Annotated in this window: 18 protein-coding genes and 1 pseudogene; 5 read left to right on the top strand and 14 right to left on the bottom strand. The window is 49.7% G+C overall.

The features are described 5' to 3' along the window. Positions 1-124: 124 nt before the first annotated feature. Together A8707_RS20380 and A8707_RS20375 are read left to right on the top strand one after the other, a co-directional pair. Entirely contained in the window at positions 125-448 is a 324-nt protein-coding gene (locus A8707_RS20380) for an RNA-binding protein (RefSeq protein WP_068819045.1), read from the top strand. 176 nt (positions 449-624) lie between these two features. Beyond that, positions 625-1,257: a Uma2 family endonuclease gene (locus A8707_RS20375; protein ID WP_068819044.1), complete on the top strand. Its 633-nt coding sequence runs from the start codon at positions 625-627 to the stop codon at positions 1,255-1,257. A 7-nt stretch (positions 1,258-1,264) separates the two neighbouring features. Here A8707_RS20375 and A8707_RS20370 read toward each other — a convergent pair whose 3' ends face one another. Genes A8707_RS20370 through A8707_RS20350 form a run of 5 tightly spaced genes read right to left on the bottom strand, consistent with a single transcriptional unit; the run spans position 1,265 to position 12,323 of the window. Next, complete coding sequence (locus A8707_RS20370; RefSeq protein ID WP_068819043.1) at positions 1,265-1,873, bottom strand: pseudouridine synthase; 609 nt, start codon at positions 1,871-1,873, stop codon at positions 1,265-1,267. A 22-nt stretch (positions 1,874-1,895) separates the two neighbouring features. Next, positions 1,896-5,576, bottom strand: coding sequence for an SdrD B-like domain-containing protein (locus A8707_RS20365; RefSeq protein WP_068819042.1), 3,681 nt, complete (start codon positions 5,574-5,576; stop codon positions 1,896-1,898). A gap of 17 nt (positions 5,577-5,593) precedes the next feature. Continuing rightward, positions 5,594-7,711 carry an OmpA family protein gene (locus A8707_RS20360; protein ID WP_068819041.1) on the bottom strand — a complete coding sequence of 706 codons (2,118 nt, stop codon included), beginning with the start codon at positions 7,709-7,711 and terminating at the stop codon, positions 5,594-5,596. After that, on the bottom strand, positions 7,708-11,331 hold the full coding sequence (locus tag A8707_RS20355; protein WP_068819040.1) for a type IV pilus assembly protein FimV: 3,624 nt from the start codon (positions 11,329-11,331) through the stop codon (positions 7,708-7,710). The genes A8707_RS20360 and A8707_RS20355 overlap by 4 nt, the downstream gene beginning before the upstream one ends. Beyond that, complete coding sequence (locus A8707_RS20350; protein ID WP_068819039.1) at positions 11,331-12,323, bottom strand: DUF11 domain-containing protein; 993 nt, start codon at positions 12,321-12,323, stop codon at positions 11,331-11,333. Before A8707_RS20350 ends, A8707_RS20355 begins: the two co-directional genes overlap by 1 nt. A gap of 460 nt (positions 12,324-12,783) precedes the next feature. Here A8707_RS20350 and pcrA point away from each other — a divergent pair, with 460 nt between their 5' ends. Then, positions 12,784-15,126: a DNA helicase PcrA gene (gene pcrA, locus A8707_RS20345; protein WP_068819038.1), complete on the top strand. Its 2,343-nt coding sequence runs from the start codon at positions 12,784-12,786 to the stop codon at positions 15,124-15,126. A 180-nt stretch (positions 15,127-15,306) separates the two neighbouring features. On the opposite strand, the gene A8707_RS20340 is transcribed toward pcrA, so the two are convergent. Beyond that, entirely contained in the window at positions 15,307-18,810 is a 3,504-nt protein-coding gene (locus A8707_RS20340; protein WP_068819037.1) for a tetratricopeptide repeat protein, read from the bottom strand. A 103-nt stretch (positions 18,811-18,913) separates the two neighbouring features. On the opposite strand from A8707_RS20340, the gene A8707_RS20335 reads away from it, so the two are divergent. Continuing rightward, positions 18,914-19,327 carry a hypothetical protein gene (locus A8707_RS20335; RefSeq protein ID WP_068819036.1) on the top strand — a complete coding sequence of 138 codons (414 nt, stop codon included), beginning with the start codon at positions 18,914-18,916 and terminating at the stop codon, positions 19,325-19,327. 138 nt (positions 19,328-19,465) lie between these two features. On the opposite strand, the gene A8707_RS20330 is transcribed toward A8707_RS20335, so the two are convergent. The 7 genes and pseudogenes from A8707_RS20330 to A8707_RS20315 form a co-directional block, all read right to left on the bottom strand. Further along, positions 19,466-20,290, bottom strand: coding sequence for an Npun_R2479 family HD domain-containing metalloprotein (locus tag A8707_RS20330; RefSeq protein ID WP_068819035.1), 825 nt, complete (start codon positions 20,288-20,290; stop codon positions 19,466-19,468). 78 nt (positions 20,291-20,368) lie between these two features. Next, positions 20,369-21,265: an aldo/keto reductase gene (locus tag A8707_RS20325; RefSeq protein WP_068819034.1), complete on the bottom strand. Its 897-nt coding sequence runs from the start codon at positions 21,263-21,265 to the stop codon at positions 20,369-20,371. Positions 21,266-21,328: 63 nt separating this feature from the next. Next, positions 21,329-21,499 (bottom strand): annotated as a pseudogene (locus A8707_RS30705) (DUF4160 domain-containing protein); the annotation flags it as partial. A 101-nt stretch (positions 21,500-21,600) separates the two neighbouring features. Then, complete coding sequence (locus A8707_RS28470) at positions 21,601-21,738, bottom strand: hypothetical protein (protein WP_156518770.1); 138 nt, start codon at positions 21,736-21,738, stop codon at positions 21,601-21,603. A gap of 18 nt (positions 21,739-21,756) precedes the next feature. Next, positions 21,757-21,996, bottom strand: coding sequence for a hypothetical protein (locus tag A8707_RS20320; protein WP_197484931.1), 240 nt, complete (start codon positions 21,994-21,996; stop codon positions 21,757-21,759). Further along, positions 21,980-22,222 (bottom strand): BrnT family toxin, encoded by a 243-nt coding sequence (locus A8707_RS27090; RefSeq protein ID WP_231948232.1) that lies wholly within the window; start codon positions 22,220-22,222, stop codon positions 21,980-21,982. The genes A8707_RS20320 and A8707_RS27090 overlap by 17 nt, the downstream gene beginning before the upstream one ends. Before the next feature lie 203 nt (positions 22,223-22,425). Continuing rightward, positions 22,426-22,905: a hypothetical protein gene (locus A8707_RS20315; protein ID WP_068819033.1), complete on the bottom strand. Its 480-nt coding sequence runs from the start codon at positions 22,903-22,905 to the stop codon at positions 22,426-22,428. A 56-nt stretch (positions 22,906-22,961) separates the two neighbouring features. Between A8707_RS20315 and A8707_RS28465 the strand changes: the two genes are divergently transcribed. Then, entirely contained in the window at positions 22,962-23,117 is a 156-nt protein-coding gene (locus tag A8707_RS28465; RefSeq protein ID WP_156518768.1) for a hypothetical protein, read from the top strand. Positions 23,118-23,420: 303 nt separating this feature from the next. On the opposite strand, the gene A8707_RS20310 is transcribed toward A8707_RS28465, so the two are convergent. Beyond that, positions 23,421-26,105, bottom strand: a complete 2,685-nt coding sequence (locus A8707_RS20310) for an AAA family ATPase (protein ID WP_068819032.1) — start codon at positions 26,103-26,105, stop codon at positions 23,421-23,423. Positions 26,106-26,281 lie beyond the last annotated feature (176 nt).

Below are 26,281 nucleotides of genomic sequence, written 5' to 3'. Positions count from 1 at the left end.
GATCGGTATTTCAAGCCACTCGAAAGACCGTATCAAGGTGGGGAACAAGTCGAATTGCCCGTTCCTCGTGATTTGTTTTCTATCTTGAATCAATATCCTAGAGTTTTAAAACCGAGGTAATGCAATGAGTGATCACTTCTGGAGTCAGGTCAAAGCAAAGTATCGGTTAGGGGAACTGATTCATGGCACGGTTGATCATCATGCACCGTTTGGAATTTTCGTAAACATTGGCGATGATGCAGTACGAGGCATCGTTCAGATTACCGATTTTGTGGATAGTGGAGATATGACCTCAGAGATGTATCCCGACCTTGATACACCTATCGGTGCAGTCGTAGTGGGATATACAGAGGATGATCGCAATCAAGTCTGGTTGAGCGTGAAGCCCAGTGTGTTGCAAAAAGCCTTGGTTCATCTCAAAGTCCCAGCTACAAGCGAACGATCGTAATAGGACATCAAAAAAAGAAATCGAATGAGTCTTGGCTCCAGGGGTATGAGGACTCTCTCTGCAAGAGAAGCAACCCAGTGTGCGATCTTTCTCTAGGATGAGATATTAACTGATGAGCCGCTATCTAATCGACTTGCCAATTTTCAAAACATCTAAGTAGAAAACTGGTTTACATCATGACTCTCACCATTCCCATCAACGCGATCGAGCTAACTCCCGGAAGCACAGTCAGCATTCGTAACCTATCGTGGGCAGACTTTGAGACGCTGCTAATCGAGCTAGGCGAAAAGCGCAACACTCGCATCGCATACTACCGAGGCACTCTAGAAATCATGTCGCCCCTTGCCATTCACGAACGCCCCCACCGCATCATTTCCGATATTGTCAAAGCCATCCTTGATATCCACGAACGTAACTGGGAAGACTTTGGCTCTACTACTCTCAAGCGCCCTGAGATTGCTGGCGTGGAGCCTGATACCTGTCTGTATATTCAAAACGCCGATCGGGTTCAAGGCTGCACTGACCTAGATCTAGACGACTATCCACCTCCCGACCTCGCCATCGAAGCCGACGTGACTTCCGTTACAGCCGTTAGCGCTTATCAAGCCATGCGCGTCCCCGAAATCTGGGTCTACCGCAATCACAAGCTCAAGATTTATCTGCTAGAGGGCGATCGATATGTGGAATCCTCGACCAGTCCCACCTTTCCCGATTTATCCCTGATTGATCTGATTCCGCGCCTCGTGCAGCAAGCGATCGCCCAAGGCACGAGCCAGATGTTGCGAGAACTCAGAACCCAATTTCGTTAATATCCCTTCAACTCGAAATTCGAGGATTTGACGATCGCATCTCACCTAACAAAGGCGCTAACTCTACAGCAGTCAAATCTCGCCACTGACCAGGCTGAAGCCCTTCTAAGCGCAGGTGAGAAATCGCCACCCTCACGAGTCTTAATGTCGGAAACCCGATCGCTGCCGTCATGCGTCTAATTTGGCGGTTGTGTCCTTCGGTCAGCGTGATTTCTAACCAACACGTCGGGATATTTTTGCGAACACGAATCGGCGGATCACGCGGCGGCAAATCAGGTTCCTGATCCAATAGCGCGACGTGAGCAGGACGCGTGTGATAACCCTGAATCTGAATGCCTCGACGCAGTGGTTCTAAATCTGCCTCGCTAGGAACGTGCTCAACTTGAACCCAATAAGTGCGAGGATGCTGAAACTTTGGGTCACTGAGCCGATGCTGTAGCGCTCCATGATCGGTTAGCATCATCAGCCCCTCGCTATCGTGATCTAACCGACCTACCGGATAAACCGATCGGACGGGCACATAGTCTTTTAACGTCGATCGCGGCGGCTGACTGTTATCAGTAAACTGGCTGAGAACGTCAAAGGGTTTATAGAACAGCAGATAGCGATGGGGCATAGATCCGTGGCGGCAACAGTCTTCAATTGATTCTGACGCGGAAGCGCACAAAACCAAAGTTGTTGCCTGCGGTGTTGGGAAGGTCGCCCAGCCCAAAAATCACAGAACCGGTGGGATTGGTCTGATTTTGGCAGGCGTTTCCGGCAGGGAGGGGAGCTAACGGCGAGAACGAAGTGCCTCCTAATGTTGGGGCGGTGTTGTTCCGCTGAATCTGCGCGGTGTTGGCGACCAAGCCAGTGCCCGTCGGAATTTGGTCACAAAGGTTAGTGCCAAACGCGGGGGTTGCCCCATCCGATAGGAAGTAGACCGTGTAGGTCACTTCGTCTCCGGTGCGAATTTGACCTCCCGTGACTCTAATTTGCCCTCGAAGCGGAATTTGTGCCCATCCGGGGGCGTTATCGTTCAGCGTTGAGGGGTCATCTTGAACGGCATTAAAGTCAATTCCAGGAATAGATGCACCGTTGCGAGTCACGTTGGTAATTCGCTTCACCAAACGCAGCCCTTGACCGCCGATCGTAAAGCCAAAGTTAGCAGTCAAGACCGATTGCCTTGCGCCTAGCGTCACTGGAAGCGTGATTGGCGTAGTGGCGTTGGCACCTCCTAACGGCGTGACCGTCACTGTGTAGTTTCCAGGTGGCACATTCACGAAGCTGTAGCTACCGTTGGCATCGGTGGTAGTCGTTCCGATGACAACCCCGGCGGCGTTTCTCAACGTGACGATCGCTCCCCCAATTCCAGGTTCACCGGGGTCAGGAACGCCATTGCCGTTGAGGTCATTAAAGACGAGTCTTCCGATCGTGCCCGGTGCTGTTTGCAGCCCGATCGGGTTTATTGTTCCTGGTGGGGGCGCTTGTCCTGGCGGAATTCCTTGTGGGTTAGAAGTGGTGGTTGTAAACCCGGCTGGAGGGGTTACCACTACGGTATAGGCAATTCCGGGCGGCAGGTTGGCAAAGGTGAAGTTACCTGCTGCATTCGTGGTCGTCGTCGCGACGATATTTCCGGCTGGATCGCGGAGCGAAACGGGTACGTTTGGAAAGCCTGGTTTTCCGGCTGGATTGCCGTCACCGACATCATCTCGGAAGACTAGGTTGCTGATCGTAACTGGAGGTTGTCTGACTCCAAAGTCTACGGTGTCAATATTGGCACCTGCCGGAAACACTACCGTTTGACTTAAACTCGGTGTGCCTGTCGGAGTCGTCGGCGTGAAGCCAGCCGGGGGGATAATCGTGACCGTGTAGCCGACAGCATTTGACGCGGGCAGACCCGTAAAGCTGTAAGTTCCCGTCGCACTAGTGGTCGTAGTCCGGGTAACAGCATTGCCGTTAATATCCGTACCTGTCAGATTGACCGTGACTCCTGCTAGACCGGGTTCTGTGCCGTTTTGAATGCCGTTGTTGTCAAAGTCGTTAAAGACACGATCGCCCAATGTGCCTGTTTGGACAAAAAGCCCAAAGTCTGCTGTGTTAATGGCTTGACCAGAACCGAGAGTGACTGAGATGGGCGTAGGCGTGGTGACTCTAGAGCCAGGTGGAGGCGTGGCGGTGACGGTGTAATTGCCAGGAGTAACATTGGGGAACTGGTAGTTTCCGCTTGCGTTCGTAGTTGTGGTTGCGACTACAGTTCCTGCCTGGTTTCGGAGAGTCAGCGTGACTCCACTAATTCCGGTCGTTTCGCCGGGATCTTGAACGCCGTTGTTGTTGACATCATTAAAGACAAAATCTCCGATCGTACCGGGAAGTTGCCTGAACCCAAAGTCAGCCGTCGGCACATCTTGACCGGGATTTAGGGTCGCGATCGTCTGCACCAGGGGGGTCGTATTTGAGAACCCAGCGGGAGGCGTGACCGTGACCGTGTAATTATTCCCCGGTGGCACATTAGTGAACTGATAGTTGCCGTTGGCATCAGTAACAAGGGTTCCTAAGACGGTTCCGGCTGAGTCTCTCAGGGTGACGGTGGCTCCAGCGATTCCGGTCTCTCCGGGATCTTGAGTGCCATTACCGTTGAGATCATTGAAGACCAGATCCCCAATCGTGCCTGGACGCTGCCGAATCCCAAAATCTGCCGTGAGAATGCTCTGCCCTGCGGCGAGCGTCACCGTTCGCGGATTGGGATTCGTGGCAATAAAGCCCGGTGGCGGCGTTGCTGTGACAGTGTAGGTTCCTGGATTAAGAGTAGTGAATTGATAATTTCCGGCAGCATTGGTGACGATCGTTTGGTTAACCGGATTGTTGTTGGTATCCGTCCCCGATAGGGTTAGAGTCACTCCTGCAACTCCGGTATCACCCGGATCTTGAATGCCATTGCCGTTGGGATCGTTGAAAACGAGATCGCCGATCGTGCCCGATCCTGCGGTGATAGTCGTCGTTTTGGTGACAACCTGCGGAGTCGGTGCTGGAGAATTAGACTGTTGCCGAATGCGAGTATCTAGAAACGAAGTCGCGTTAATCTGTGTGACATCTTGAGGCGGTGCGCCTGGGTTGGGAGTCACCCGCAGAATAAAGCTGCCCGTCTGCCCCGGTGCAAGAGTTCCGGTGTCTGGCACCCCATTGCCATCGGTGTCAGGAAGCGGATTTCCGGCTGAGTTAAGTAAGACCGCCGTGTAATTGCCATTGGTACCCGCTAGAGTCAAGTTGACCAGATCGGAGGTAAAGAAGTTATTCGTGACGGTAAACGGATGATCAACCGCAGTTCCGATCGAGGTTGCACGCGTCGTATCAGGGGTAATCGTGAAGTTTCCGGCTCTAGTAGGTCGCCTATCGAATAAGGGAATTGGAGTTCCTGGCGTTGTGCCGAGGTTGGCTTGCAGCAGCGTTTGGTTGTTTGAGGTGTAGTTACTCAGCGTTACCGTCCAGATGCCTGAATTTTCAAGACCCGCTACCGGGACGCTATCGCCGCCGTTGTTGAGATCGCCGCCATTATTCCAAACTGCATTACCTGAGCCAGTTCCAGCCGTGACCACTCCCGTTGGGCTGGTATAAGACACTGTTCCACCGTCGTCTAGATCAAAGTTGCGAAAAAACAGGTTTGTGGTGCCTGGAGGAACAAATGCGTAAAACGGAACCGTGATGGCTCCACCTGTATTTTGCTGAAAGGTGCTCAGAAGCTGCCCGATCAGCAGGTTAGTGACCCCTGGGATTGAGATTTGAAAGCCGTTATCGTCGTTGTTGAGATTGGTGGTCGCAATCCCTAAAATCGGATCTGCACCCGTCTCGCTGGTGATGGTGTAAACCCCAGGAACGGTGATGGGTGGAAAGCTAATATTTGAGGGAGAGGTAGGAGTGCCATTGGGAGGGATCTGAGTGCTGATTACTGCTCCGGTTGGACCGAGAAGCTGAAAGCGTGTTGGGTCGGGGTTAGCCCCCCCGGTTCCGATCGGGTTGCCGTCTACCTCATCGCGAGGTCCACCGCTTCCGGCATCAATGATCGAGATGGTGAGGCTGCCACCCGCAGCGGTGATGTCAGCCTGTGTAATGTTAACGAAGAACCGATGGCGTTGATATCCCCCAGTTTTGCCCGCCTCGTTGGTGGTATACCAGTCGCCGACCCCCGCGCTGCGAGAAGGTCCACTGGTTTGAAAGTTGAGTCCTGGAACCGATGGGAGAACGGTTTGAGCTTTAACTGGATTGGAGGGGCACAGTAAGACTGCCAAGGTGCTGCCAGCCAATAAGCACCAAAACTTAGAAAAACGGCTAGCTGAATTCATCGAAACAAATGTTCGCACTATCTCACACCTCCTGCGGGTTCTAGTTGCAGGTCTTCTTCCTGAACGATGACTTCAATGTTTCTGGCATCTTTATAGATTAGTTCGACGCGCCGATCGCGGGCAAAATCTAAGCGGGTGTCTCCATCAGAAATGCGCTTCTGTTCTCCAAACGATCGAATCGTCATTCGCGCTGGGTCGATGCCTTTACGAATCAGGTAATTTCGCGTTGAGATCGCGCGTCGCCTGCCTAAATCTAGGTTGTAGGCATCACTGGCGCGAGGGTCGGTGTGTCCTTGAAGTTCCACAATAATGCTGGGGTTTTCTAAGAGGACTTGAGCAATCCGATCGAGCACTTTGGCACTGGTCGAGCTAATGAAATCTTTATCCAGTGCGAAGTGAACGTTTTTAGGGACTTTAAGCACGATCGGAGTCGTCTGCGGAATCGCCGGGATCGGAGGTTTTTCGGCGATGGGCGGAGTTGTACAGCGTGGCACCTCAATAGAGGGCGATGTAGGAATCGCGAGTGCCGAATCTGCCGTTCTGATTAGAGCGTTGAGCGCAGGCTCTGAGGTGCCATACTTCGGATCGGTCGCGATCGCCGATACTTGGTCTCCTGGCTTAAAGGCACTTACCGTAAGGGTGAACTGTCCCTGACTATTGGCTGGAGTTAATCCGAGGGGTTCACCCAAGGGACCATAAGGCGAGTTTCCTTCCTCAACGCGATAGATCTGAACCTGTGATCCAGGATCAGCTTTTCCGGTCACTTGCGCCAGAGCGCCCGATAGAACGAATTCTCTCGCAGTGAATTCTGGAGCGTTGATGGCAGCGTTGCCCGTGTCTTTGCGACGGTTGGGTGAGTTGCGTTTAGGATTGATGCCATCGCCGCGCTGATAGTCGTGGACGCTGACATTATCTTGAGTCACCAAATCGATGCTGAGTCCTTCGAGAGTGGAGAACCGATTGCTCTCAATGAGGTTGCGACTGCTGCGCGGGAAAGACGCGACGACTACGCCCGGTCCGGTTTGGTGAGCGATCGTGTTGCCCGTCACCTGATGGTCATTTCCCATTAAGTAAACAGCGGCTCGACGATAGCGCCGACCGTTATAAGTAATCTGGTTATCGCGAATCTGAGCCGCGCCCTGAGGCTTAAACAGATAAACTCCTGCGCCATCGTTGCCGCAAATCAGATTTCCGGTGATTTGAGCGTGATCGATGGCGCCCTCAAGCCGAATTGCGTCAGGCATTCCCGCGATGCCGTTGCCGACGATCGCGTTTTCGGTGACGACTAAGTTGTCTGCCCGAACTGACGTAATCACGGCACTCCCGTCATGATTGGCGATCCAGTTCCGTCGAACGGTGGTGCCTGTGCTGTTAAACACCGACACGCCAAAGGCTGAAGTCGTGGGTGGAACGCTTTGATCCGGGCGAATTCCTAGCCAGTTGTTCTCGATCAGAACGTTTTTAGGCGGAATGTCATCGCTGTAGAAGGGCGCAAAATTTGCCGGAACTTTTTGCTTGCTGACATCGGGAGGCGGCAGGCGATGAGCGATAAAGATGTCTGCCGGAGGCGTTCGTTCCGTGTCGTCGTGATCGTCGGTAAAGCCATAAATGCTTAAGCCGCGAATCGTGACATTATCAGACACGATCGACAACCCCCGCGAAACAAATGCGCCTGGAGTGGCAGTGAGTTCGACGATCGGGGCAACCAGCGGAAGTTCAGCGATCGCGCGAGTGTTAGCAGCATATCCCGTCTGCGTCGTGCCATCAATCAGCACCGGAGCGGTTATATTAGGCAGCCGTTGAGAGACTCGAATCACCGTTTGTCCCGCCGAAAGCTGAAAGGCGATTTCTGAAGTTGCCCCCGTTGCGATCGAGACTTGAGGTTTTTCCGCCTCGCTGAGACGATCGACCGACAAGGTGCCGTTGACTAGCTCGATCGCTTCTCTCAACGTCAGCGCACCGTCTGCCTGAACGCTATCTCGATCGCTATTAACAACAATTCGTAACCGCGCTGGAGTCACCCCTTGAGCTAAAAGCGGGGCTGTCGGCAACCAACCAACCAGCGTTAACAGCAGCAATGCAAGGAGTCTTTCTTCGCCCTTCACCCGTTTCTCTTTTCTTCGATTGCTGATCATTGTCCTTCTCCTACAACCACGGTTGCTGTCGGCGTTTGTTGCAGCATTGCTGCGGATTCTATTCCAGGCATTTGTGACTGCGTTGCAGGTCGTGTCGATACCGCTGGTTTAATCTGTGACTCTTGCTGTTGAGGCGGCGCAACTTTTTGCAAACCAAAACCATTAAAGAGTTCATTTACCTTAAAGGAGAGGGTTGCATAGAAGCCACCTTGCGATCGACTGCCGTTAAAGTCTCGATCGTTGTTGATGTCTCCAAAGCTGTATCCAGCGGCTACTCTCAGGTTGGGCGTTAAATAATAGCCCGCTTCGAGCAAGAATCCGACTTCGTTAAAGCCTGTCAGAGATTGTCCAATCCAGCGCACTTCGCCGCCCACATCCCAGCTATAGCCAAGTCGATAAGTGGCGCGTAGCTGGGTCAAGGAGATGAAGTTGGTGCCGAGTAAATCTCGCGCTAAATAGGATTGAGTGCTTCGCAGAGCATATTTGCCAAAGAATTCCCATCGGAAGTTGGGGGCATAAATCGCTTCGACAGATGCGAGATGCACCTTTGAGCCAGTGCCGCTGCCAAACAACAGCGTCGTCGGAGTCACGCCAGGATTTTGCCGATATTCATAGCGGAACAGCATATTGAACTTATCGCTATTGGGATCGCGATATGCCAAGCCGACTTTGATATTGGAGGTGTCACCCAACCCGGTGAGCAACTGGTTAGAGGCGTTGGCTTGCTGAAAGCGCACCAGTGCGGTGATGGCGGGAGAAATCTTTCCGGCGGCTCCGGCTGACCAGACCGTATTATTGCCTAAATCAGAATTGCGTCGCTCAAATCGCCCACTTGCCTTAAAGTCAGGATTATCGGTGTATTCAACGCCGACACTGTAGCTATCGCCAGAGTTTACGCCCAGCGATGCAGAACTTTGCCCGACCGCGTAAGGTTGAGCAAACTGCTGACCTGCACCCGTGTAGGCAAAGATGTCACCAAAAATGCGCTCGTAGCCCAGATTAATTCTCAAACCGGGAGACAACACGATGCGGTGGTTTAGCCCGATCGCCCCTTGCCCCGTCACACCGCCATTCACCCCTGACAGCACGGCATAGCGTCCCGTGAGCGAGGTATCGTCGCTCAAACGCTGATCGACGAGGGTTTCTAAACTGGTGATCGAGTTGTTAGAAAACTGTCCGCCAGAGAGAAACTGCTGCGCCAGTCGCATTGTCACACCGGGATAGACTTTCCAGTCCAGACCCAGTGTGGTGCGATCGGGATACAGCGAATCGTTAGTGCCCAAGTTGAGTTCGTTTTGGGCGCGAAAGGTGAGACGATCGCTAAACGGCACCGACAGCCGCGAAACCAGTTGGTTGCTGTCGTCGTTTAGGTTGTTGGTAGCTCGATCTTCGCGACTGCGGTTGACCCAATCTAAGCTGGCGGTGACGATGCCAAATTTCTGCTCAACTCCGGCGCTGATAGTGGTCAAGCTGTTATCAACTCGACCCGTCCGCAGGGGTTCCTGTCCGCACCGTGACAAACCGGGAGTCGTGCAGAAAATGTTGCTGCTCAAGTCGAATAAATTAACTAACCCGATCGTGGCAGTCGAAGCAAATCCAAAATTGACTTCTCGATCGACCTGCGCCCGAACCTGAGTGTTTTCTCCCAGTTTTGCTGCGACGTTTGCCCCATAGCGGGTTTGCCCCGGCGTAAAGCTAAACGTGGCGTTGTTGGAGAAATTCTCATCCGTGGACCGATAGTATGCCCGTGTCAGCAAGCCCGGAGTCAGCGTTGTTTTTGCCTCAATGCGATAGGCAGAACCCGACACCTGATTTGAGAACGGATTGGCATTGTTCGATCGCGCATATTCCGCCACAATCTGCCCATCTTTGCCAAACGAGAACAGCGCATCGGCTCCAAACAACTCAAAGTCTTGGCTGCCCCGGTCTTCTCGCAGATAGCTCAACCCTGCCCAGCTTTCTCGGTTGGCTTCGCGAGAGAAGTTATATCGCAGTCGCCCCGCGTAGAGATTGGTGCCGCCCGTGCCGATGCCATCATATTCATAGGTGACGACGATGCGCCGAACCAGCACTCGACCAAACAAGTCAAACTCGGTTGCCTGAATCGGACGGCGGAAAATCAGGGTGCCGCGATCGTAGTCAATGTCATAATCCTGAATGCGATAGAGTGGCACCCGCTCAACGACACTGCCGGGACGGTTGATTTCCTCTGTTTCAATAAACACGTTTTCACTGCCGCCAATCACCAACCGCCGCGACAAGAAGTAATAGCCACTCGTGCCATTTGCGGCGATCGTGTCTCGCTGAAATCCATCGAGATTATTGCCGTAAGCTGCCGTGGCTTGCAGATTGCCGAAGTTATAGTTGGCTTTAAAGCCGTGCAATTGGCGAGTCGTCGCGGTGAAATATTGCGATGCGGTGGCAAACTCCTCGGTGCGATAGTCGCCCCACATCGCATAATTTTGTCCGCCAGAGGGCGAGGTCTGCTCAAGTTTGAGATAAACACTGTCGATCGAGGGCGTTAGATAATCAGTGGTCGAGCTATCGCCATAGGTCGGATAGTTTTGTTCACAGAACTGAAGATCTCGAAAGAGTCGAGTCTTGCCGTCACAGGTCTCGTTGAGCGGACGTTGATTGTTAAACGCTCCCGTCAACAGCCAGTTGCCCACTTTGCCCGTCGCAAAAATGGCGGTGCTAACATCAAATCGACCGCCACTTACGCCTTCGGGCAAGAAGTCTCGATATCGCGTGTAGAAGTCAGTTCCACCTGCGCCGATACGAATGTTAATCGCACCCGACACCAAAGACGGACGCAAATTTGTGATGAATTCAACGTCGGTGTATGCCTCCAGGTTATTTGAGTCGATCTGTCCTGGCAGCGTTGTGGGATACGCAAAAGGAGGCTCCGTCAGCTTCAAATCTTTTTTCGGCTCGTCGATCGCCGCCCGAACGCGCACCTTCTTCGGCTCTAGCGTAGACTGCAACTCAACTGAAAACCGCCCCTGTCGAGCAATGACTTGAAATCCGGCTCGATCGGTGTCAGCATCTGCACCAATAAATTTCCCGGCACTGCTGGTCAACGTCACCGTCACATCTGCGCTGATCGGAGCGCCGCCTTCATCCACAATCTGTCCAGACAGCGTGACCGTTGAGCGTCCATCTGCCGGAATGCGAGACACCGAGGAGGGCACGATTTCGACACGCACGATCGCCGCTTTTGTCGTCGAATTGGTGACAGGCGCACCCCGCGATGGAGTCGGGGTCGAAGCCGGGTCTTGCGGAGATGCGGGAGGCGAAATCGGCGAGACATCTCGCGGACTCGGCGTTTGCTCTCGCTGCGTCGGCTCTGGAACTTGGGCAGTTTGAGCAGGTTTGGACTTAACTGAAGTTAGATTGAGAGGTGCCGCGAGTCCTAAAGAACTAGGAATCGGGGCGAGTTGGGGAGTGGTTTCTGCGGAGTTGCGGGTGCTAATCGTCGTTAGCGCTTCAGGCGTAGCCAACTTGAGTGGCTCAGGCGCAAACGGTAACTCCGCGGCTTGGCTGACTGCGCCGATCGCGATCATCCCAAAGGTAGAGGTAATTAAACTGAGTCCAAATTTAACTGATGAGAGGTGGTGCATTACTTGCGTCGTCCCTCCCCAAAGGTGGGTGTCACTGCAAAATTCATTCTGACTAGACCGCCCGGAGCGACTTTAACGAGTCGTGATTGGCTGTTGTTTTCGATGCGATAGCGGTTAGGTGCCAATGTATATCCCGGTAAGCTTGTGAGGTCGAGAGTGCCAGTGCGATAGCCTGCGATCGCGAATTGCAGCGAATAGAGACCATTCGAATCGGTTGTGATGCGGTTGCCATCGTCCATATAGATAACGGCGTTTGGCACACCAGGTTCTCCGGGTTGCTGTTCGCCATCGAAGTTTTTATCGACAAACACGCGACCGATAATGGTGCCACAATCCGACAGAATCCCGTTGCGAATCCTCAGCAAATGGCTGGCAGTGTTGCTCGTTAGCGGTCCTAGAGGGCTTGCTCCTTGAGCGACCGCGAGGTTGCGCCCCGTGCCGCGGATTGCGTCAGGCGACAGAACGGCGGCGTAAACCAGCGTCAAGACTTGCTGAGGTGCCAGAGTGCCAGGAAACGTGAAGGTGACGACCGATCGATTCACCGTGGGCTGTGACAGAGTGCTGCTGACATCAGTGGTTGTGCCTCCGACCGTTAGCGACGCTTTTTGCGACTTTGAAATGTATTGCAGCCCCAGAGGTAGCGTATCTCGAACCGTAATATTCGTGGCTGAAGCAGACCCTGTATTGCGAATCACCAGTCGATAGATGACGGTGTCGCCGGGTTCGGCGGCAGCTCGATCGCCCGTTTTTACGAGTTCTAAGCCGGGGCGACCTGTCGCTGTTGCTGCTACAGAAGTTGGGTTAGAAGTGACTCCTTGCGCCGGAGTAGCCGGATCAGCAGCAGGTCGAAAGTTTCCGGTCGCTGTATTGGCTATATCGATCGCGGTCTGACTATTTGCAGGCAAGATCCAACTATTCGAGCCTCCTGTAAAAAAAAGAATCAGTACAAGACGCAGGAACCCACTCCCCAAAAGCTTTGTCGGGGAATCCATCGAAAACACCACCACACTAATTTTTGTTGTCTCAGTAAATACACGCTAATCAGTCAAGAGTCTCTTTACGAGAGTCGATCTCTACCCAGTAAAGTAGATCACAAGTAGACGTTCTCTCTGACCTCAGTTAACAAGCTGAGAAGAATAATACGGTAATTTCACTGGAATTTTTAAGTGTTTACAATAAATTTATAATTGCCTTCATAAAAACAAACAAAATCTTTTGATGGATGAATAAAGTTTGTTACTCTAGATATCTCGGACAGCGAAAAATCCCGTTTTTTAGACTCTACTGAAGAAAACATCCTGAAAAGTTTGGGTACTAAAGACAAGCGATCTCAGCCTGTGATTACCCCAAAGAGAGCAAGAGATTCATTGCTCAAACGCCTATTCCCCATCGTTGCCCCTCTAGATACGATAACCTTGTCATAGAGACGCTTTCACTGTTCCACCTTTCGCTATGATGCAAAGCACCGAATTTCTCAGTCATCTCAACGTTTCTCAACGACAAGCTGTCGAGCATTTTTGTGGTCCACTCTTAGTGATCGCAGGAGCAGGCTCTGGCAAAACTCGTGCGCTCACTTACCGAATTGCAAACTTGGTGTTGACTCATCGCGTCGATCCCGAAAGCATTTTGGCGGTGACGTTTACTAACAAAGCCGCTAAAGAAATGAAAGAGCGGATCGAGAGACTATTTGCCGATCGTCAAGCTCACAGCGAGTTTGGCAAACCGTTAGCTGAGTTGTCAAATCAGCAGCAAATGAGCATCCGATCGAAGGTCTATAAAACCATCATCAAAGATCTGTGGATCGGCACGTTTCACGCGCTTTGCTGTCGAATTTTGCGCTTTGATATCGAGAAGTTTCAAGACGAGAAGGGACGCAAATGGAATAAAAACTTCTCGATTTTTGATGAGTCAGATGCTCAGAGCTTAGTCAAAGACATCATTGTTAATAAACTAAATTTAGACGATAAAAAGTTCGAGCCGCGATCGGTTCGATATGCGATTAGCAACGCCAAAAATAAAGGCTGGTCGCCACGAGATTTAGAACAAGAGCAACCAAACTTTCGCGGCAGAGTAATCGCGAATGTCTACAGTATGTATCAAGATAAATTAGCTGAAAATAATGCTGTAGACTTCGACGATTTAATCTGGCTGCCCGTCCAGCTATTTCGTCAAAACGAACAGATTAGGGCTTACTGGCACAAACGCTTTCGCCACATCTTAGTAGACGAATATCAAGACACCAATCGCACTCAATATGATCTGCTGCGACTGCTCGTGACGAATGGCGAATCAGTCGAGTTATTTAACGAGTGGGACTATCGATCGGTCTTCGTCGTGGGGGATGCCGATCAGTCAATCTACTCATTTCGGATGGCAGACTTTAAAATCTTAATGGGCTTCCAGCAAGACTTTGGCGACAGTCTGCCCGACGATGACACCCGCACGATGGTCAAGCTCGAAGAGAACTATCGATCGACCGAAAATATTCTGCAACTCGCCAATCGTTTGATCGAAAATAACACCGAGCGCATCGATAAAATTCTCAAGCCGACTCGTGGCGAAGGGGCACCTGTTTATTGTCACCGCGCCGACGATGAGATTGCCGAAGCCGAATTTGTGGTGCAGCAAATTCGCACGTTGCAGCACACAAATGCTGAACTGCATTGGGGCAAGTTTGCCATTCTTTATCGAACGAACGCTCAATCTCGCGCCTTTGAAGAATCGCTCGTGCGCTGGGGTGTGCCTTATAAAGTAGTGGGCGGTTTGCGATTCTACGATCGTAAAGAAATCAAAGATGTGTTGGGATATCTTAGAGCGATCGCGAACCCATCCGACACGTTAAGCTTGCTGCGGGTGATTAACTCGCCCCGTCGCGGAGTTGGCAAGACGACGATCGACGCTCTGCAAAAAGCCTCGGTTGAGTTGGGCATTCCGCTGTGGGAAATCTTGAGTGATGAAACCTCGGTTAAGAGCCTGGCGGGGCGCAGCTCAAAAGGGGTGATTAGCTTTGCTCAAATGATTCAAAAGTGGCGATCGCAGATAGATGCGGTGTCTGCCTCTGAGTTGGTGCAAGGCATTTTAGAAGAGTCCGGCTATCTGACTGATCTCAAAGCTCAAGGCACCGATGAAGCAGAAGAACGATTTCAAAACGTGCAGGAACTCTACAACGCCGTTCTGCAATTTGAAGAAGAAAACGAAGATACGAGTTTGATTGCGTTTCTCGCGGGGGCTTCTCTCGCCTCCGATCTCGACGACAAAGACGAGGAATCGACCAAAGTTTCCCTCATGACGCTGCACGCTTCTAAAGGACTGGAATTCCCCGTTGTGTTTTTGGTGGGACTAGAGCAAGGATTGTTTCCGAGCTTTCGATCGCTCGATGATCCGGCAGCGATCGAGGAAGAACGGCGACTTTGCTATGTCGGCATCACCCGCGCTCAAGAGCGATTGTTTATCTCCTATGCGCGTGAACGTCGCTTGTATGGAAATCGTGAAATGGCTCAACCATCGGCATTCTTAAAAGAGATGCCCAAAGAGTTGATGGAGTCAAACATTACCACGACCGTTAAAGGGACAAAATCGGCGGTGGTTAAACCGCAGCGATCGACCGTCCAGAGTTCTAGCAATGTCGAAACCGATTGGAGTGTTGGCGAACTCGTGGTTGACAAACGATTTGGAGTCGGTGAAGTGACTCATGTGTTCGATTCGGGCAACAAAATCTGTTTAGCTGTCAAATTTCCTGAGGTTGGGCGAAGAATCATCGATCCGAGATTGACCCCTCTACAACGAGTAGATTGATGCGATCGGGATCGATTTGCGCTTGCCACCGATCGGGGAGTTTTAGCGCTTCACGATCGCTCATCCTAAATTCATGACTTGTGGTGAGTATCGAAGATTTTAGCAATGAAACGGCGATCGGAAGTTGTTAGAAAGCCCGATCGCCGTTTCAGTTTGAAGTTTTAGCTAAAGCGTGAGAACTCAGTCTGAGAGAATGGCTGTCTTCAATTGGTCAACAGTTGTGCCCAATGTCGAAGCAGCAATAGCCAAAAAATCTTCATCCTGGGTTTTCTGGTAAAACCGTGCAAGGTTTCGCAGCGAAATTCCTAATCCATGTTGATCGTTAAATTCTGCGGTGATTTGGAGATCTTGCAGGTAGTTTGTTTTTGCTTCTTCGAGTTCTTCGAGTTCTTCTGAGATTTTGCCGAGTTGATAGTAGGTGCCCGCTTGCTCGTAGCGATCGTTGAACTCGACATTGATTTTCAGGGCTTGTTGGTAGTCTGATCGAGCCTGTTCAAACTCGCGCAACTCCTGCGCCACAATGCCTAATTGGTGGTAGGTGCCCGCTTGAGAGTAGCGATCGTTGAACTCGACTTTGATTTTCAGGGCTTGTTGGTAGTCTGATCGAGCCTGTTCAAACTCGCGCAACTCCTGCGCCACAATGCCTAATTGGTGGTAGGTGCCCGCTTGAGAGTAGCGATCGTTGAACTCGACATTGATTTTCAGGGCTTGTTGGTAGTCTGATCGAGCCTGTTCAAACTCGCGCAACTCCTCCGCCACCCTGCCTAATTGGTGGTAGGTGACCGCTTGAAAGTAGCGATCGTTGAACTTGACTTTGATTTTCAGGGCTTGTTGGTAGTCTGATCGAGCCTGTTCAAACTCGCGCAACGCCTGCGCCACCCTGCCTAACTGGTGGTAGGTGCTGGCAAGTGCTGCTTGGATTTGTCTTTCACTGACATCGCTAAACTCATTCAATTGGTTCACGATGGTTTGATAAGACGTTCTTGCTTCTTGATACTGTTGTGTTTGTAGATAGCAGTTTGCCAATCTGTCAAGAGCCATCACAATCTCAAAACCAATCTCGCCATTTTGGATATTTTCTAGGTAATTGGTTTTCGACTTACAGACAAACTCTGACAGCTTGAGATTGCTTTGAATATCGTTAATGAGTTCAAAGTATTTGTATAGACAAAAGAAGATACTAATACTCTCTTGCTTCTCCAAACAAATCTGCAAAGCATTGTAGAGATTCTCATACTCCCATTTGCAAAAAAGAATCCCCATCTGTCGCTCTCGCGGCTCTTTCGACTCCATCAGTTGATTGTAGTAACCTGCCAAACCTTGATAGTGGGTCTTAAAACCCTCAAACAGCGCCTCACGAGTTGCCGCATCTAGTTGATTGAGCTTTGTCTTGAGGAAATAAGGAAACACAGGCTGAATCGTGAGCAACTGTGGATTGTCTGCATCCATTGGCGATAGCAAGCCCCCGATTGCTTCCCCAACTGCTCCATCAAACTGCTCAAACCGATACTCGGCAAACGGCGCCAACCGCTGCAACTGTTCTGCATATCGTGGCAAAAGTGAGCGAACAAGAAACCCACTAAACGGTGCCAAACACACCAGCAGCTTTTGGGCATCAGGCGACAAATTGCTGTGCGAATACTCCACACACTTCAAAATACTCGCCGTCTTATCCCCACTCCCCGAATCCAGATTCACATCCGCCGCATCCAGCCCCGCTAAAATCTCTGCCGCCGACTGTCGCCGCAAATTGCCCAACACCACCTCCATCGCCAACGGGTAGCCCGCCAGCAACTTCATCAGCTTCTTAAAATCCTCACTCTGCCGCAGCCGCTCAATCTTGCCCTCATTCTGCACTTGCCGCGCCAAAATCTTCTCAGCCAGTGCCGTGCGCGACTCCTCATCTAACCCCCGCAACTCATAGACCGCCCCCTTTAGCACTCCATCTATCCACGCCTCCCGACTGCGCGACCCTAACACCACCTTTGTCTTGCCCCCCACCAATCGCCGTAAGAAGTCCCGCAGCTTCTCCTGCTCTTGCAAATCCAGCGTGTTTTGAATTGCCAACGCCTGCCCCGTCACCGACTCCAAATTATCTAACATCAGCACATACGGCTGCGAGTTGAGCAAATCTACCAACTCTTCAATTTGAGCTTCCAACGGCGTGGAATATAAGAAGTTTGATTGCTCATGCCCCTGATAAACTTGGCTGCCAATCTCAAACACAATTTGCTGAAGCGTCCACGCCTTCTCGTCATAGCCAAAATAAAAACTCTGCTCCACAAAACTCGTCTTCTGCCACCATTCCTGCAAATACCTTAGCAGGGTCGTTTTTCCCGTTCCGCCCATTCCTTGCAGCAGCAGGGCATTATGCCGCAACAGCGATCGCTCAATCTTTAAAATCTCCAAATCGCGCCCTACAAACCCATAGGTCGGATCTTGAAAGCGAAACCGTTTGCTCTTAGCAAGATTAAACTGAGTCTTCTCGTCTGGCGTAAAGCTCCGCAGCCCAAAATCGACCTGACCGCGCCGATAGACCACAGGCAACAGCCAATCCTCTAATCGAATCGTTTGATTAAAATATGCCTTGCGCTCCTGACGATCGCACAACGCCTTTCGCCCCAGCCTAATCGCCTCATCCAGCGACTTTTGAGCAAACAACTGCTGATAGAGCGTCGTCATCAAAATCGTCGCCGCCGACACCGTGACGCTATAGCCCATCGCCAACACCGTCTGCATCCCCGCTGCCATCAGCGCCGCCCCCAGACTCGTCTCCCGCTCATCGCCCTTGACCTGCTTTGCCGACTGACACGCATTCAAAATGCACACCGGGACATTCTTGCCCTTCAACAACGCCGCCAACTCTGCCGCAATTCGCAGATCCGATTGACCTGGAGTGCCACTCTCAAACGACAAAAACCCCCGCCGCCCCTCAAACCGCTCCACATCCTGCCCAAACGCCCTAAACGTAAAGCGATCGGGCGGCATCGACTGCAACTCCTCATAGCTCATCACCGCCCCGTGCATATCCAAATGCACAATGTGATAAAACCCGTCGCCCTTCTCTTCTAAATGCTTCGACAACGCCTCAAACGTGGCAGGACGCAGTAAATCAACCTTTACCCGCAGTTGACTCGTTTGGATCGCCTCAATCAGGGGACGAGAAATCGTGCGATGGTTCACATCATTCTCCTCGCCCGGTCGCGCCGTCACTACCAGCAAATTGATCACCGGAGACGGAGCCACGATCGCCTGTTTTTCAGTTGACTGCACCTGTCGCACCATCACCCGATCGATCGCCAACGGTCTCGGCATCTGCGGATCGTGCAACGCCTCCCAGTGCAGTGCCTGAAACTCTGGGCTTTTGCCGATAATCTCAATCTGCCTAATCGAATCCCGACTTTGCTTGTAGGCGCTGTAAGCCTCGATATCTCGCTTAAACACTTGCTCAAACAGCGATTCACCATAAGCTCGGACACTCACTTTTGCCGCCTCTGCCCTCACCGTATCCACATAGGGAAACATCGACCACTTCTCAAAATACCATTCCAGCCGTTCCTCTTCCCCCGGCGAAAACGGATCGCGAACCTCGATCGGGTACCCAGTAGTGGCATCATCAAAACTCACGCTCGCCTGAAATCCCGTTTCTGTCTTTTGCTGCTCTCGAATGGTAATGATAGACATAGGTGATAATTTTCTACGGAGGAGGAGCCGATTCTAAAGACTACAGTTCTATTCCGTAGAATTCCCAACTATCCGCAACAAACCCAAAACTAGAGGCAACCCCATGCAGCTTAGTCAATCCGAACTTTTGCAAGTGCAGCAAACCCTACGCAACTATGAGCCGTCTCAGGGCGCGATCGCCACCCTCCTCGACCACGACGGCGATTTAGACACTAGCCTAGAAGCGATGCTCCGATCTGAGATGGGACAAGCGACATTTGGAGAAAAGTCACTCAAACAAGTCACCCTAGACGTATTACGAGAGCAAATCTGCGGCGACGACGGCTTCCGAAAAAAGTTAGCAGATTACACCAAAAACACCGAAAGCACACCTTTGTTAACCGGACTGATCGTCTATTTAGCAAGTCAAATGGTGTTGCCCTTCCCAATCAATCCAGGATTAGCCACGTTAATCGTTTTGTATATCGCTAAGTTTGGTTTTGAGGTTTACTGTCGCTACACCGAGCCAGCAAAATAAAGTCGCTGCGTTTCAGTTCTTTCAGCCCCTCAAATTCCCCAAAATTGGAGGACTTTGAAACTCAGAACTCCCTAGCTCAAATCAAAGTCCCTCAGAATGGGAGATTTAGAGGGCGTATTTCCACCGTGATACCAGCCTCTATTCGTGTTCTACGACAAACACATTGGCATACAGGTTTGCCACGATTTGCTGTCCTTGCTGGGTCAGACTCAAATAGCGCAAAGCATCTTGAATATAAGGATGAACGCCATTCCAAAAAAACTTCGGGTAATTCTTCCGCAAGTCGCCTGGATGCTGATAGCCGAGAGCCTTATTGACTCCCGTTTCTTCAAACTCATAAAACAGAGCGTTGATTTTCTTCAAATATCGCGGATCACTGAGTTGACCAATCAGATCTGCCGCTCGCACCAGTCCCGGATAGTCAATGGTGTCTCGGTGGTCTTCAGCAGTGGGCACCGGAAAGCGCGTCAGTTCAATGTTGCGCTTGATGATTTCGGCATCAATCAGCTTGTGTCCGCCAAACCGCTCTTCGATAAAGAGTTTGCCTCGATCGACGTGATGAGGTGTCAAACTCGCATCACTAGAACTCGATGGCAGGTCAATCATCGTGTGGTCAATGCCCGTCGCATAAAGACCGATGCGATCGTCGCGACACACCCCTTTAACATAGCCAATGTCATGACAGTTCAGCGAAATAATGCAGTGCAGCCAGTCTTCGCACGAGACTCCTCCATCTCGAATCTGTCTGCCGCGCAAAATCTCTTGCCCCACCAAGGTGACGAGAATCGTATGCTCTACGTCATGATAAAGGGCATCACTATTAGCAATGTTTTCGAGTGCCATGCCGCCAGCCCAGCCCAAGATGTCAGCATAGCTAGATTTTAGGTTGCCATAGGTGCGGTGATAGCCTTCTTGAAGCAGCCCGACAAAGGCATCAATAAAAATCTCGGTGGCGTTGAACATTGAAGGATGCGTCTAAACTGCCGTCAACTGTTCAACATTATAGATCCCCTTCTTGAGAGAAGACGGGGATCTGAGCATTCACGATCGAGTTGCCCGATCGATCGCTGCTATGTCTTCATCCGTCAGGGTCACTTGAGCCGCTGTCATAGAGTCAGCGATGCTCTCAGGCTTTGTTGCACCCGGAATCGGCACAATGCAAGGATTTGTCAACATCCACGCCAGCACCAGAGCATAGACAGAGATTTGTTTATCTTGGGCGAGTTGCGCGATCGCTGCTACGTTGCTCAATTCTTTCACTCGCCGACTGCCCCCTAACGGACTCCACGGCAAAAAGGTTAAGCCCTCGGCTTGGCAATAATCCAGCACCCCATCTGACTCTGGTTGCCGATGCCAGGGGTTATATTGGTTTTGCACCGAGACAATTTCGACCACCTCACGAGCGCGTTTAATCTGCTCGACCGAGAAGTTAGATACCCCCACAAATCGGATTAGCCCTTCTGCAACGGCTTCTTTTGCCGGGGTCAGCGAATCTTTGATGGAGTAGTTGGGATCAGGAGAGTGATATTGCCAGAGCGCGATCGGTTCCTGTCCCCCCAAGGCTGCATGGCTCTCACGAATCGCTTTTCGCAAATGGTCAGGGCTGCCGTTTTGAGTCCAGGAACCGTTGGGGCGCATCAACCCCCCTTTAGTCGCGACTAAAATCTGGCTCGTGTCGCCCTCATATTGCTGAATCGCTTTGTGAATTAGCCGTTCGTTATGATGTTTATCTGACTCGTCTAGGCAATAAGCATCTGACGTGTCAATCAGATTAACGCCCAAATCAAGCGCTTTGTGAATGGTGGCGATCGATTGCGATTCAGCAGGTCTGCCGCTAATGGACATCGGCATTCCACCGAGGGCGATCGCAGTCAAGCTGATATCCGTCTGACCCAACCGTCTCATCGTGGGTTGACTGACTCTATTTTTGGTTTCCATCAGAGTTGCCTTATTTACACTTGTTGTTTATTACAGGCGATGATAGCGATCGACACTTCACGCTCAAGTTAGATCTCGTCCATTATTTGTCGTGAATCGTATGAGCGTATGACCCTGTTCAACAAGCTTCTGAATGTGGTTAATCTCTGTGCGGCTGAATCCTCGATTGCTTTGGATGCGGACTGAATCAAGCCAAAACTTAGCTTCGTCTTTGTCGCGATCGACATATATATTAGGTGGCTCACTCGATTCTTAAGTCAACGTAACCTATAGCGATCGCCCGTTTGCAAAGCAAGTTCCCCTTTGGATAATCGCTCTCCCAGTCAACGAATTTTTCAAACGGTCAGGTAGAGCAGATCGCTTTGTAGCTTTTTTGAGGAGCGATCGTTGACAGCATCCTCAACTTGCATCACGATAACTCTCGACGGGTGAAGTGTAACGTTCCGGTTGAGCGGCTGAAGGAACCTTTGCATCGTCACCAAGATCTCCCTTCAGTCCGCTCCAACCGGGTTGTTAGGCTGCTGTCGCTGGGCAATCTGGAGCAGTAATCGCAGTGCTTCATTGACAGATGCATCAGTCGGAAAAGCTTTGGCTATATCAGGATCTAAGAGAACCAAATTTGTCCCTGCCCGATATCTTTCAACATATTTGCCTCTGACACCTCCAGCCATCTTGGAGAAGTCGTATTCAGGGCGTAGTTCATCTTCTAGCTCGTCAACTTCCTTCTTCATAAAATCTCCTTTCATGGCGACTAGCTCTTCGAGCGCTGATGATTCGAGTCCGGTTCTCTCGATCAGTGTGGGAAACAACCAATAATTGCCCCGACCCCGACATTCCAATAATAACGTAGCGGCTCTCTCCGATGGAATGGTCAGGGTCAGGAAATGACACGGATAGCGAATCATCAAACACAGTCGTAGCTTCTTGGAAAGAGATACTGTGCTTTCTCAGATTCATAACAGCTTTATTCGGGTTCCACTCGAATTTCATAGAGAAGCGCTCACCGCCAGGAACTTCAGCAGCTTAGCAGATTACCAAACCGTTAAGGCTCTGAGATGAGTTTGATGATAAGCTGACCCTCATCTAGATTGATAGCCCTTTTCCTATGGGAAAAGGGTTTCCAAAGCTAGTTTGTGCAAACTAAAAGTCGGTCAGCTTACCTATGAAATTTGGGTCAGAATATTGCCCAAATGTCGCTGAAACCCCTGTAACCCTTCCAAATTCTTCCAATGTTGGTTGAACTGGTACATTCGGTCAGTTCGACTCAAATCATGTGCAGAGCCATCTGGCGGCAAGTCTTCGATCCCGAAGACTTCTTTATGATGCGGTAATTTCCACCAATCCAAGCCTTCAGAGGGCATCCAAATCGCTTTCACTACCCGGTATATGCCCCACTCTTTTTCAGGATTTTCATAAACTTCATCGTCTAGAAACTCAACAATGTGAGTGACTCTTGCTGACTGAACCAGTGCTATTAATTCGCCCTTAAGAGGTTGTTGAGCATTAGCTCTATCATCTTTGCTGCGCCAGTGTAAACGGAAAATTTTGGCTTCTGGAATTGGCATCTCGTCAAGTTCGTCATAAGCCCAGCCTTGATCGGGTCTCACGTTCTTTAGCCACTTCAGTTGTGATAAATCCATCCTACCGACGACCTCAAAGTAACTTAACACTGAACATTAACCGAACGCTCCGACAGATGCCACCACCGATAACTGAAGGCGGCATAACATTCGCGCTCACCGGACGCAGACAACCTTTGCAACTCAACCGACTATATTGGGGCGTTCCGGTGCAGCGCGGTTGTTCTGCTGCATCACGATCGATTTCGTGTCACTTCATCACTGATAATTAACCGATAGATAGACTCATCGCTGGAGGTGCCTTTGAAAACTACATCTTTTCGCGTCTCTACTCACTTGAATCCTAAACGATCCAATAATCGAATCGATGCAGCATTTCGCGCATCAACTTCGCTGATATCTCAACAACACTGTAATCTCTCGTCCAGGGCTATTTCAAGTTAGCAGAGGTTGCATGGCAGCCGAATCAAAATTGAGAAATACTTCAAAACATCCTAGTATGGCTCTGCAAGCTGAAGAGAGAGAACCAAACATTCTTCAGACTATCGAAAAACGATGCCAGATTAAAAACTCGCTCAAATTTCGGAAGATACGCCGTACTTCAGCCGCCTCTGTGATAGAGCCTGGCTTCCGCCGTCAAGAACTTCAACAACATGCGAAGTTATTTTTGAGTGCTGACCTGATAAAAATCCCCGTTCGAGAATAACACCTTGATCATTCTGTCCTTCAAAACTAACAATATGCTCTGCATCACTCAATACAACAAGATTCGCGTTATGAGATGTTAGAACAATCTGACGGGCACGTTTATCCCCAATGAGAATCGGTGCAATTGATGAAGCTATGTGGCGATTATCAAGATTATCTTCAGGTTGATCAACAATAAGAGGACCATCTTGAAGCTTTAATAGAATAGGGAAAAACGCTGTGCATCGCTGACCAGCAGATAATTGATCAATTGGTTTTGATGGACCATCGAGACCCGACGGTTTAAACATAATAATGAGATCATCATCTTCAAAAACGTCTATGAAAAAACCAAATTGTGAAGATCTAAAAATACTCGGATAGTTAGTACTGAAATCTCCATTTAAATTACTCAAAAGGCTCTCATATCCTCTTTTCATTCGTCTGTAGAAAATGATATCTGACGAATTTTGCTGTAGATCACTAAATGCTTGCCAACCCTCAGGGTATGAGTTCGCAATATTTTGAAAGGGCAACTGTGCATAGGGGGCTAGTGTAAGCGTGACTCCAAATTCCTGAAGTTTTTGTGAGAATTCTTCTACTTTCTGGCTACGATGATTGCTGCGCTGTTCGATCTTCGTGGCAGCGGAATCGCATAGTCGGATAAGCTCTCTAATAGAGCTTTCAGTCTCAGATTTAAGTGTATCTAGTTGTGCTTCTAGTATTGGTAGCTGACTTGTTTGCTCCATAACCATGCGATGAGACTCTAGAAGCTTCTGTTGCTCCGGAGTCAGTTGAAGTACAGCTTGTCTATATTGTTCAGAAAATTCATTAAAGGCTATTTCAGTCGCAGTGTAGGCTTCAGAGAAGGCGGACACAGTCAAATTTACTTGAACATCAAAATTATTTTTTGTTTCTTCAATAAATTGAAATAAGAATTTTAGTGATTCACTAGCAGGTTTTATTGACTGCTCAATGCGAGAAGATCCATCAAGCTGGTTTGAATAAAGCCCAGGCAGCAAAGCTGAAAATCGATCAACTATTTGAGATTTAGCGTTTTGAATTTGATGTAGCGATGCTTTCAACTGATCACGGTGTCTAATAGCTTCTTCGTACTCGTTCTTTAATACGATGAGGCTTGCATCTGTTAACTGTTGTAAGCCTTCTCTTTGTTGTCGCAGCCGAGACACTTGAATCTTATTATCACAAAAACTCTTGAATTTGCCAAAAGCTACATCATGAAGATTACGGATTTGTCTGGACAAAGTTGTAACGTCTTCCTCATACTGACGCATCTCCTCTCGTCCTGATATTGCGTCTAAGTAAACACGTCGAATCTTTGGATCAGTAGCTGCTTGTTCAATTTCATGCCAACCAAGAATGGATGCTGGAAACTGAATAGCTTCAGGATGAGTAAATACTTGCTGGCGGTCATCATCAAATGTGGCGATGAATTGGTCTGTCCCAATTGTCTTTTGAACTAGCAGCTTGGCTCCATCAGTACGCTTAATTAATGCCCTGACCATTCCCCCAGCACCCAGAATTGCTGATAAATGACTGTCAACATCACTGGATCTGCTCTGAGGAACCTTTACCCCAAGAACAAATCGAAGACATTCTAGAACAGAGGTTTTTCCTGAACCTTTGACTCCCATAAAGACATTACAATTAGAGGAAAGAGACAGCCACAAGTCTTGAAAATATTGTCCCCTGATATTTAAGCCGACGACAAATGAATGTGACTCACACGGTCTTTCTAAACTCACTCTAAACGGTAGTTCTAGAGCGTTTTTTAGTTCTGAAAAGGTAGGATTCTCCATCTGTGCAAAACATGGTCGTGTCCCAAGATCTTCTGGACGGTGAGCGTCACTAGAACGAATACATGTTTTATGCAGATTTTCTGTTTCAATATGATGACCATCAAAAAAAAATGCCGTAGAGACTTCCGTTACTTCTAATGCAGTGAAATAATCTTTGGCTGCACGGAGGAATTCAGGGTCTGCATAAATATCATCTATACTACGTGATTTAAAGGCATCTCTATTGGTATGCAGATGTGCAGGTATAATAATTGCATTTGAGCCTTGTAAGACTTCACAGATTTTCTGAATCGGGGCTTGTATTCCTTCAATCGTAGTACCTCCCGATTCAAAGCTCTTTTTGCCACATTGACGATATAGGTGGTCTAGCCAATATTCAGGCGATTGTTCACACTCTGGATCAAAACCAACCAGCAAATGAAAAAACAAATTACTTGAGACCTTACCTTGTGGCTTCCCCCAGGCATTAACAATGACGTTAAGTTCAACGCCTCTAAGTATCAATTTGTTGGTTTTTTGCTTTAGCTCTCTAACAAATGATTCTGAAGGCAACTTATTATGGTCTGTGAACATTACCACATCAAGATTGGCATCCAGAATACGCTGAGCCGTCCGCTCTAAATAATCATCACCACCAGGTTTGTAGTCGAAGCTTTCTGGAGAGTGATTATGTAGATCTATGGTATGCCACTTCCCAAAAGATGAAGGCGATTTTTGGAAAAGCTCTTTTTCAAAGTCACTGACAATTCCCATAGATTTAATGATATCCGAAAATGTTTATGAGGAACACTTAACATAATTCAGTCGATAGACCCACTCATGCAAGCGGCAGAACGTTCCCAATCACCGGACACAGATAACCTTTGCACCTCACCGATAACTTGACTTTGTTCCGGTGCATTGGGATTGTTATGCGTTGCTCGACCCAA

Origin of the sequence: Phormidesmis priestleyi BC1401 (assembly GCF_001650195.1) — a bacterium.
Classification (GTDB): domain Bacteria; phylum Cyanobacteriota; class Cyanobacteriia; order Leptolyngbyales; family Leptolyngbyaceae; genus Phormidesmis_A; species Phormidesmis_A priestleyi_B.
The sequence above is the reverse complement of the archived record's forward strand: the minus strand, read 5'-3'. Positions and strand labels throughout refer to the sequence as shown.

What these genes read in the sequence shown, in the direction of transcription:
- A8707_RS28465 (WP_156518768.1), top strand. Translation starts at nt 22,962, where the DNA reads ATGCCACCACCGATAACTGAAGGCGGCATAACATTCGCGCTCACCGGA.
- A8707_RS20315 (WP_068819033.1), bottom strand. Translation starts at nt 22,905, where the DNA reads ATGGATTTATCACAACTGAAGTGGCTAAAGAACGTGAGACCCGATCAA.
- A8707_RS20325 (WP_068819034.1), bottom strand. Translation starts at nt 21,265, where the DNA reads ATGGAAACCAAAAATAGAGTCAGTCAACCCACGATGAGACGGTTGGGT.
- A8707_RS20370 (WP_068819043.1), bottom strand. Translation starts at nt 1,873, where the DNA reads ATGCCCCATCGCTATCTGCTGTTCTATAAACCCTTTGACGTTCTCAGC.
- A8707_RS20355 (WP_068819040.1), bottom strand. Translation starts at nt 11,331, where the DNA reads ATGCACCACCTCTCATCAGTTAAATTTGGACTCAGTTTAATTACCTCT.
- A8707_RS20375 (WP_068819044.1), top strand. Translation starts at nt 625, where the DNA reads ATGACTCTCACCATTCCCATCAACGCGATCGAGCTAACTCCCGGAAGC.
- A8707_RS20310 (WP_068819032.1), bottom strand. Translation starts at nt 26,105, where the DNA reads ATGGGAATTGTCAGTGACTTTGAAAAAGAGCTTTTCCAAAAATCGCCT.
- A8707_RS20320 (WP_197484931.1), bottom strand. Translation starts at nt 21,996, where the DNA reads ATGAAGAAGGAAGTTGACGAGCTAGAAGATGAACTACGCCCTGAATAC.
- A8707_RS20365 (WP_068819042.1), bottom strand. Translation starts at nt 5,576, where the DNA reads ATGAATTCAGCTAGCCGTTTTTCTAAGTTTTGGTGCTTATTGGCTGGC.
- A8707_RS20340 (WP_068819037.1), bottom strand. Translation starts at nt 18,810, where the DNA reads ATGTCTATCATTACCATTCGAGAGCAGCAAAAGACAGAAACGGGATTT.
- A8707_RS27090 (WP_231948232.1), bottom strand. Translation starts at nt 22,222, where the DNA reads ATGAATCTGAGAAAGCACAGTATCTCTTTCCAAGAAGCTACGACTGTG.
- pcrA (WP_068819038.1), top strand. Translation starts at nt 12,784, where the DNA reads ATGATGCAAAGCACCGAATTTCTCAGTCATCTCAACGTTTCTCAACGA.
- A8707_RS20360 (WP_068819041.1), bottom strand. Translation starts at nt 7,711, where the DNA reads ATGATCAGCAATCGAAGAAAAGAGAAACGGGTGAAGGGCGAAGAAAGA.
- A8707_RS28470 (WP_156518770.1), bottom strand. Translation starts at nt 21,738, where the DNA reads ATGCAAAGGTTCCTTCAGCCGCTCAACCGGAACGTTACACTTCACCCG.
- A8707_RS20350 (WP_068819039.1), bottom strand. Translation starts at nt 12,323, where the DNA reads ATGGATTCCCCGACAAAGCTTTTGGGGAGTGGGTTCCTGCGTCTTGTA.
- A8707_RS20330 (WP_068819035.1), bottom strand. Translation starts at nt 20,290, where the DNA reads ATGTTCAACGCCACCGAGATTTTTATTGATGCCTTTGTCGGGCTGCTT.
- A8707_RS20335 (WP_068819036.1), top strand. Translation starts at nt 18,914, where the DNA reads ATGCAGCTTAGTCAATCCGAACTTTTGCAAGTGCAGCAAACCCTACGC.
- A8707_RS20380 (WP_068819045.1), top strand. Translation starts at nt 125, where the DNA reads ATGAGTGATCACTTCTGGAGTCAGGTCAAAGCAAAGTATCGGTTAGGG.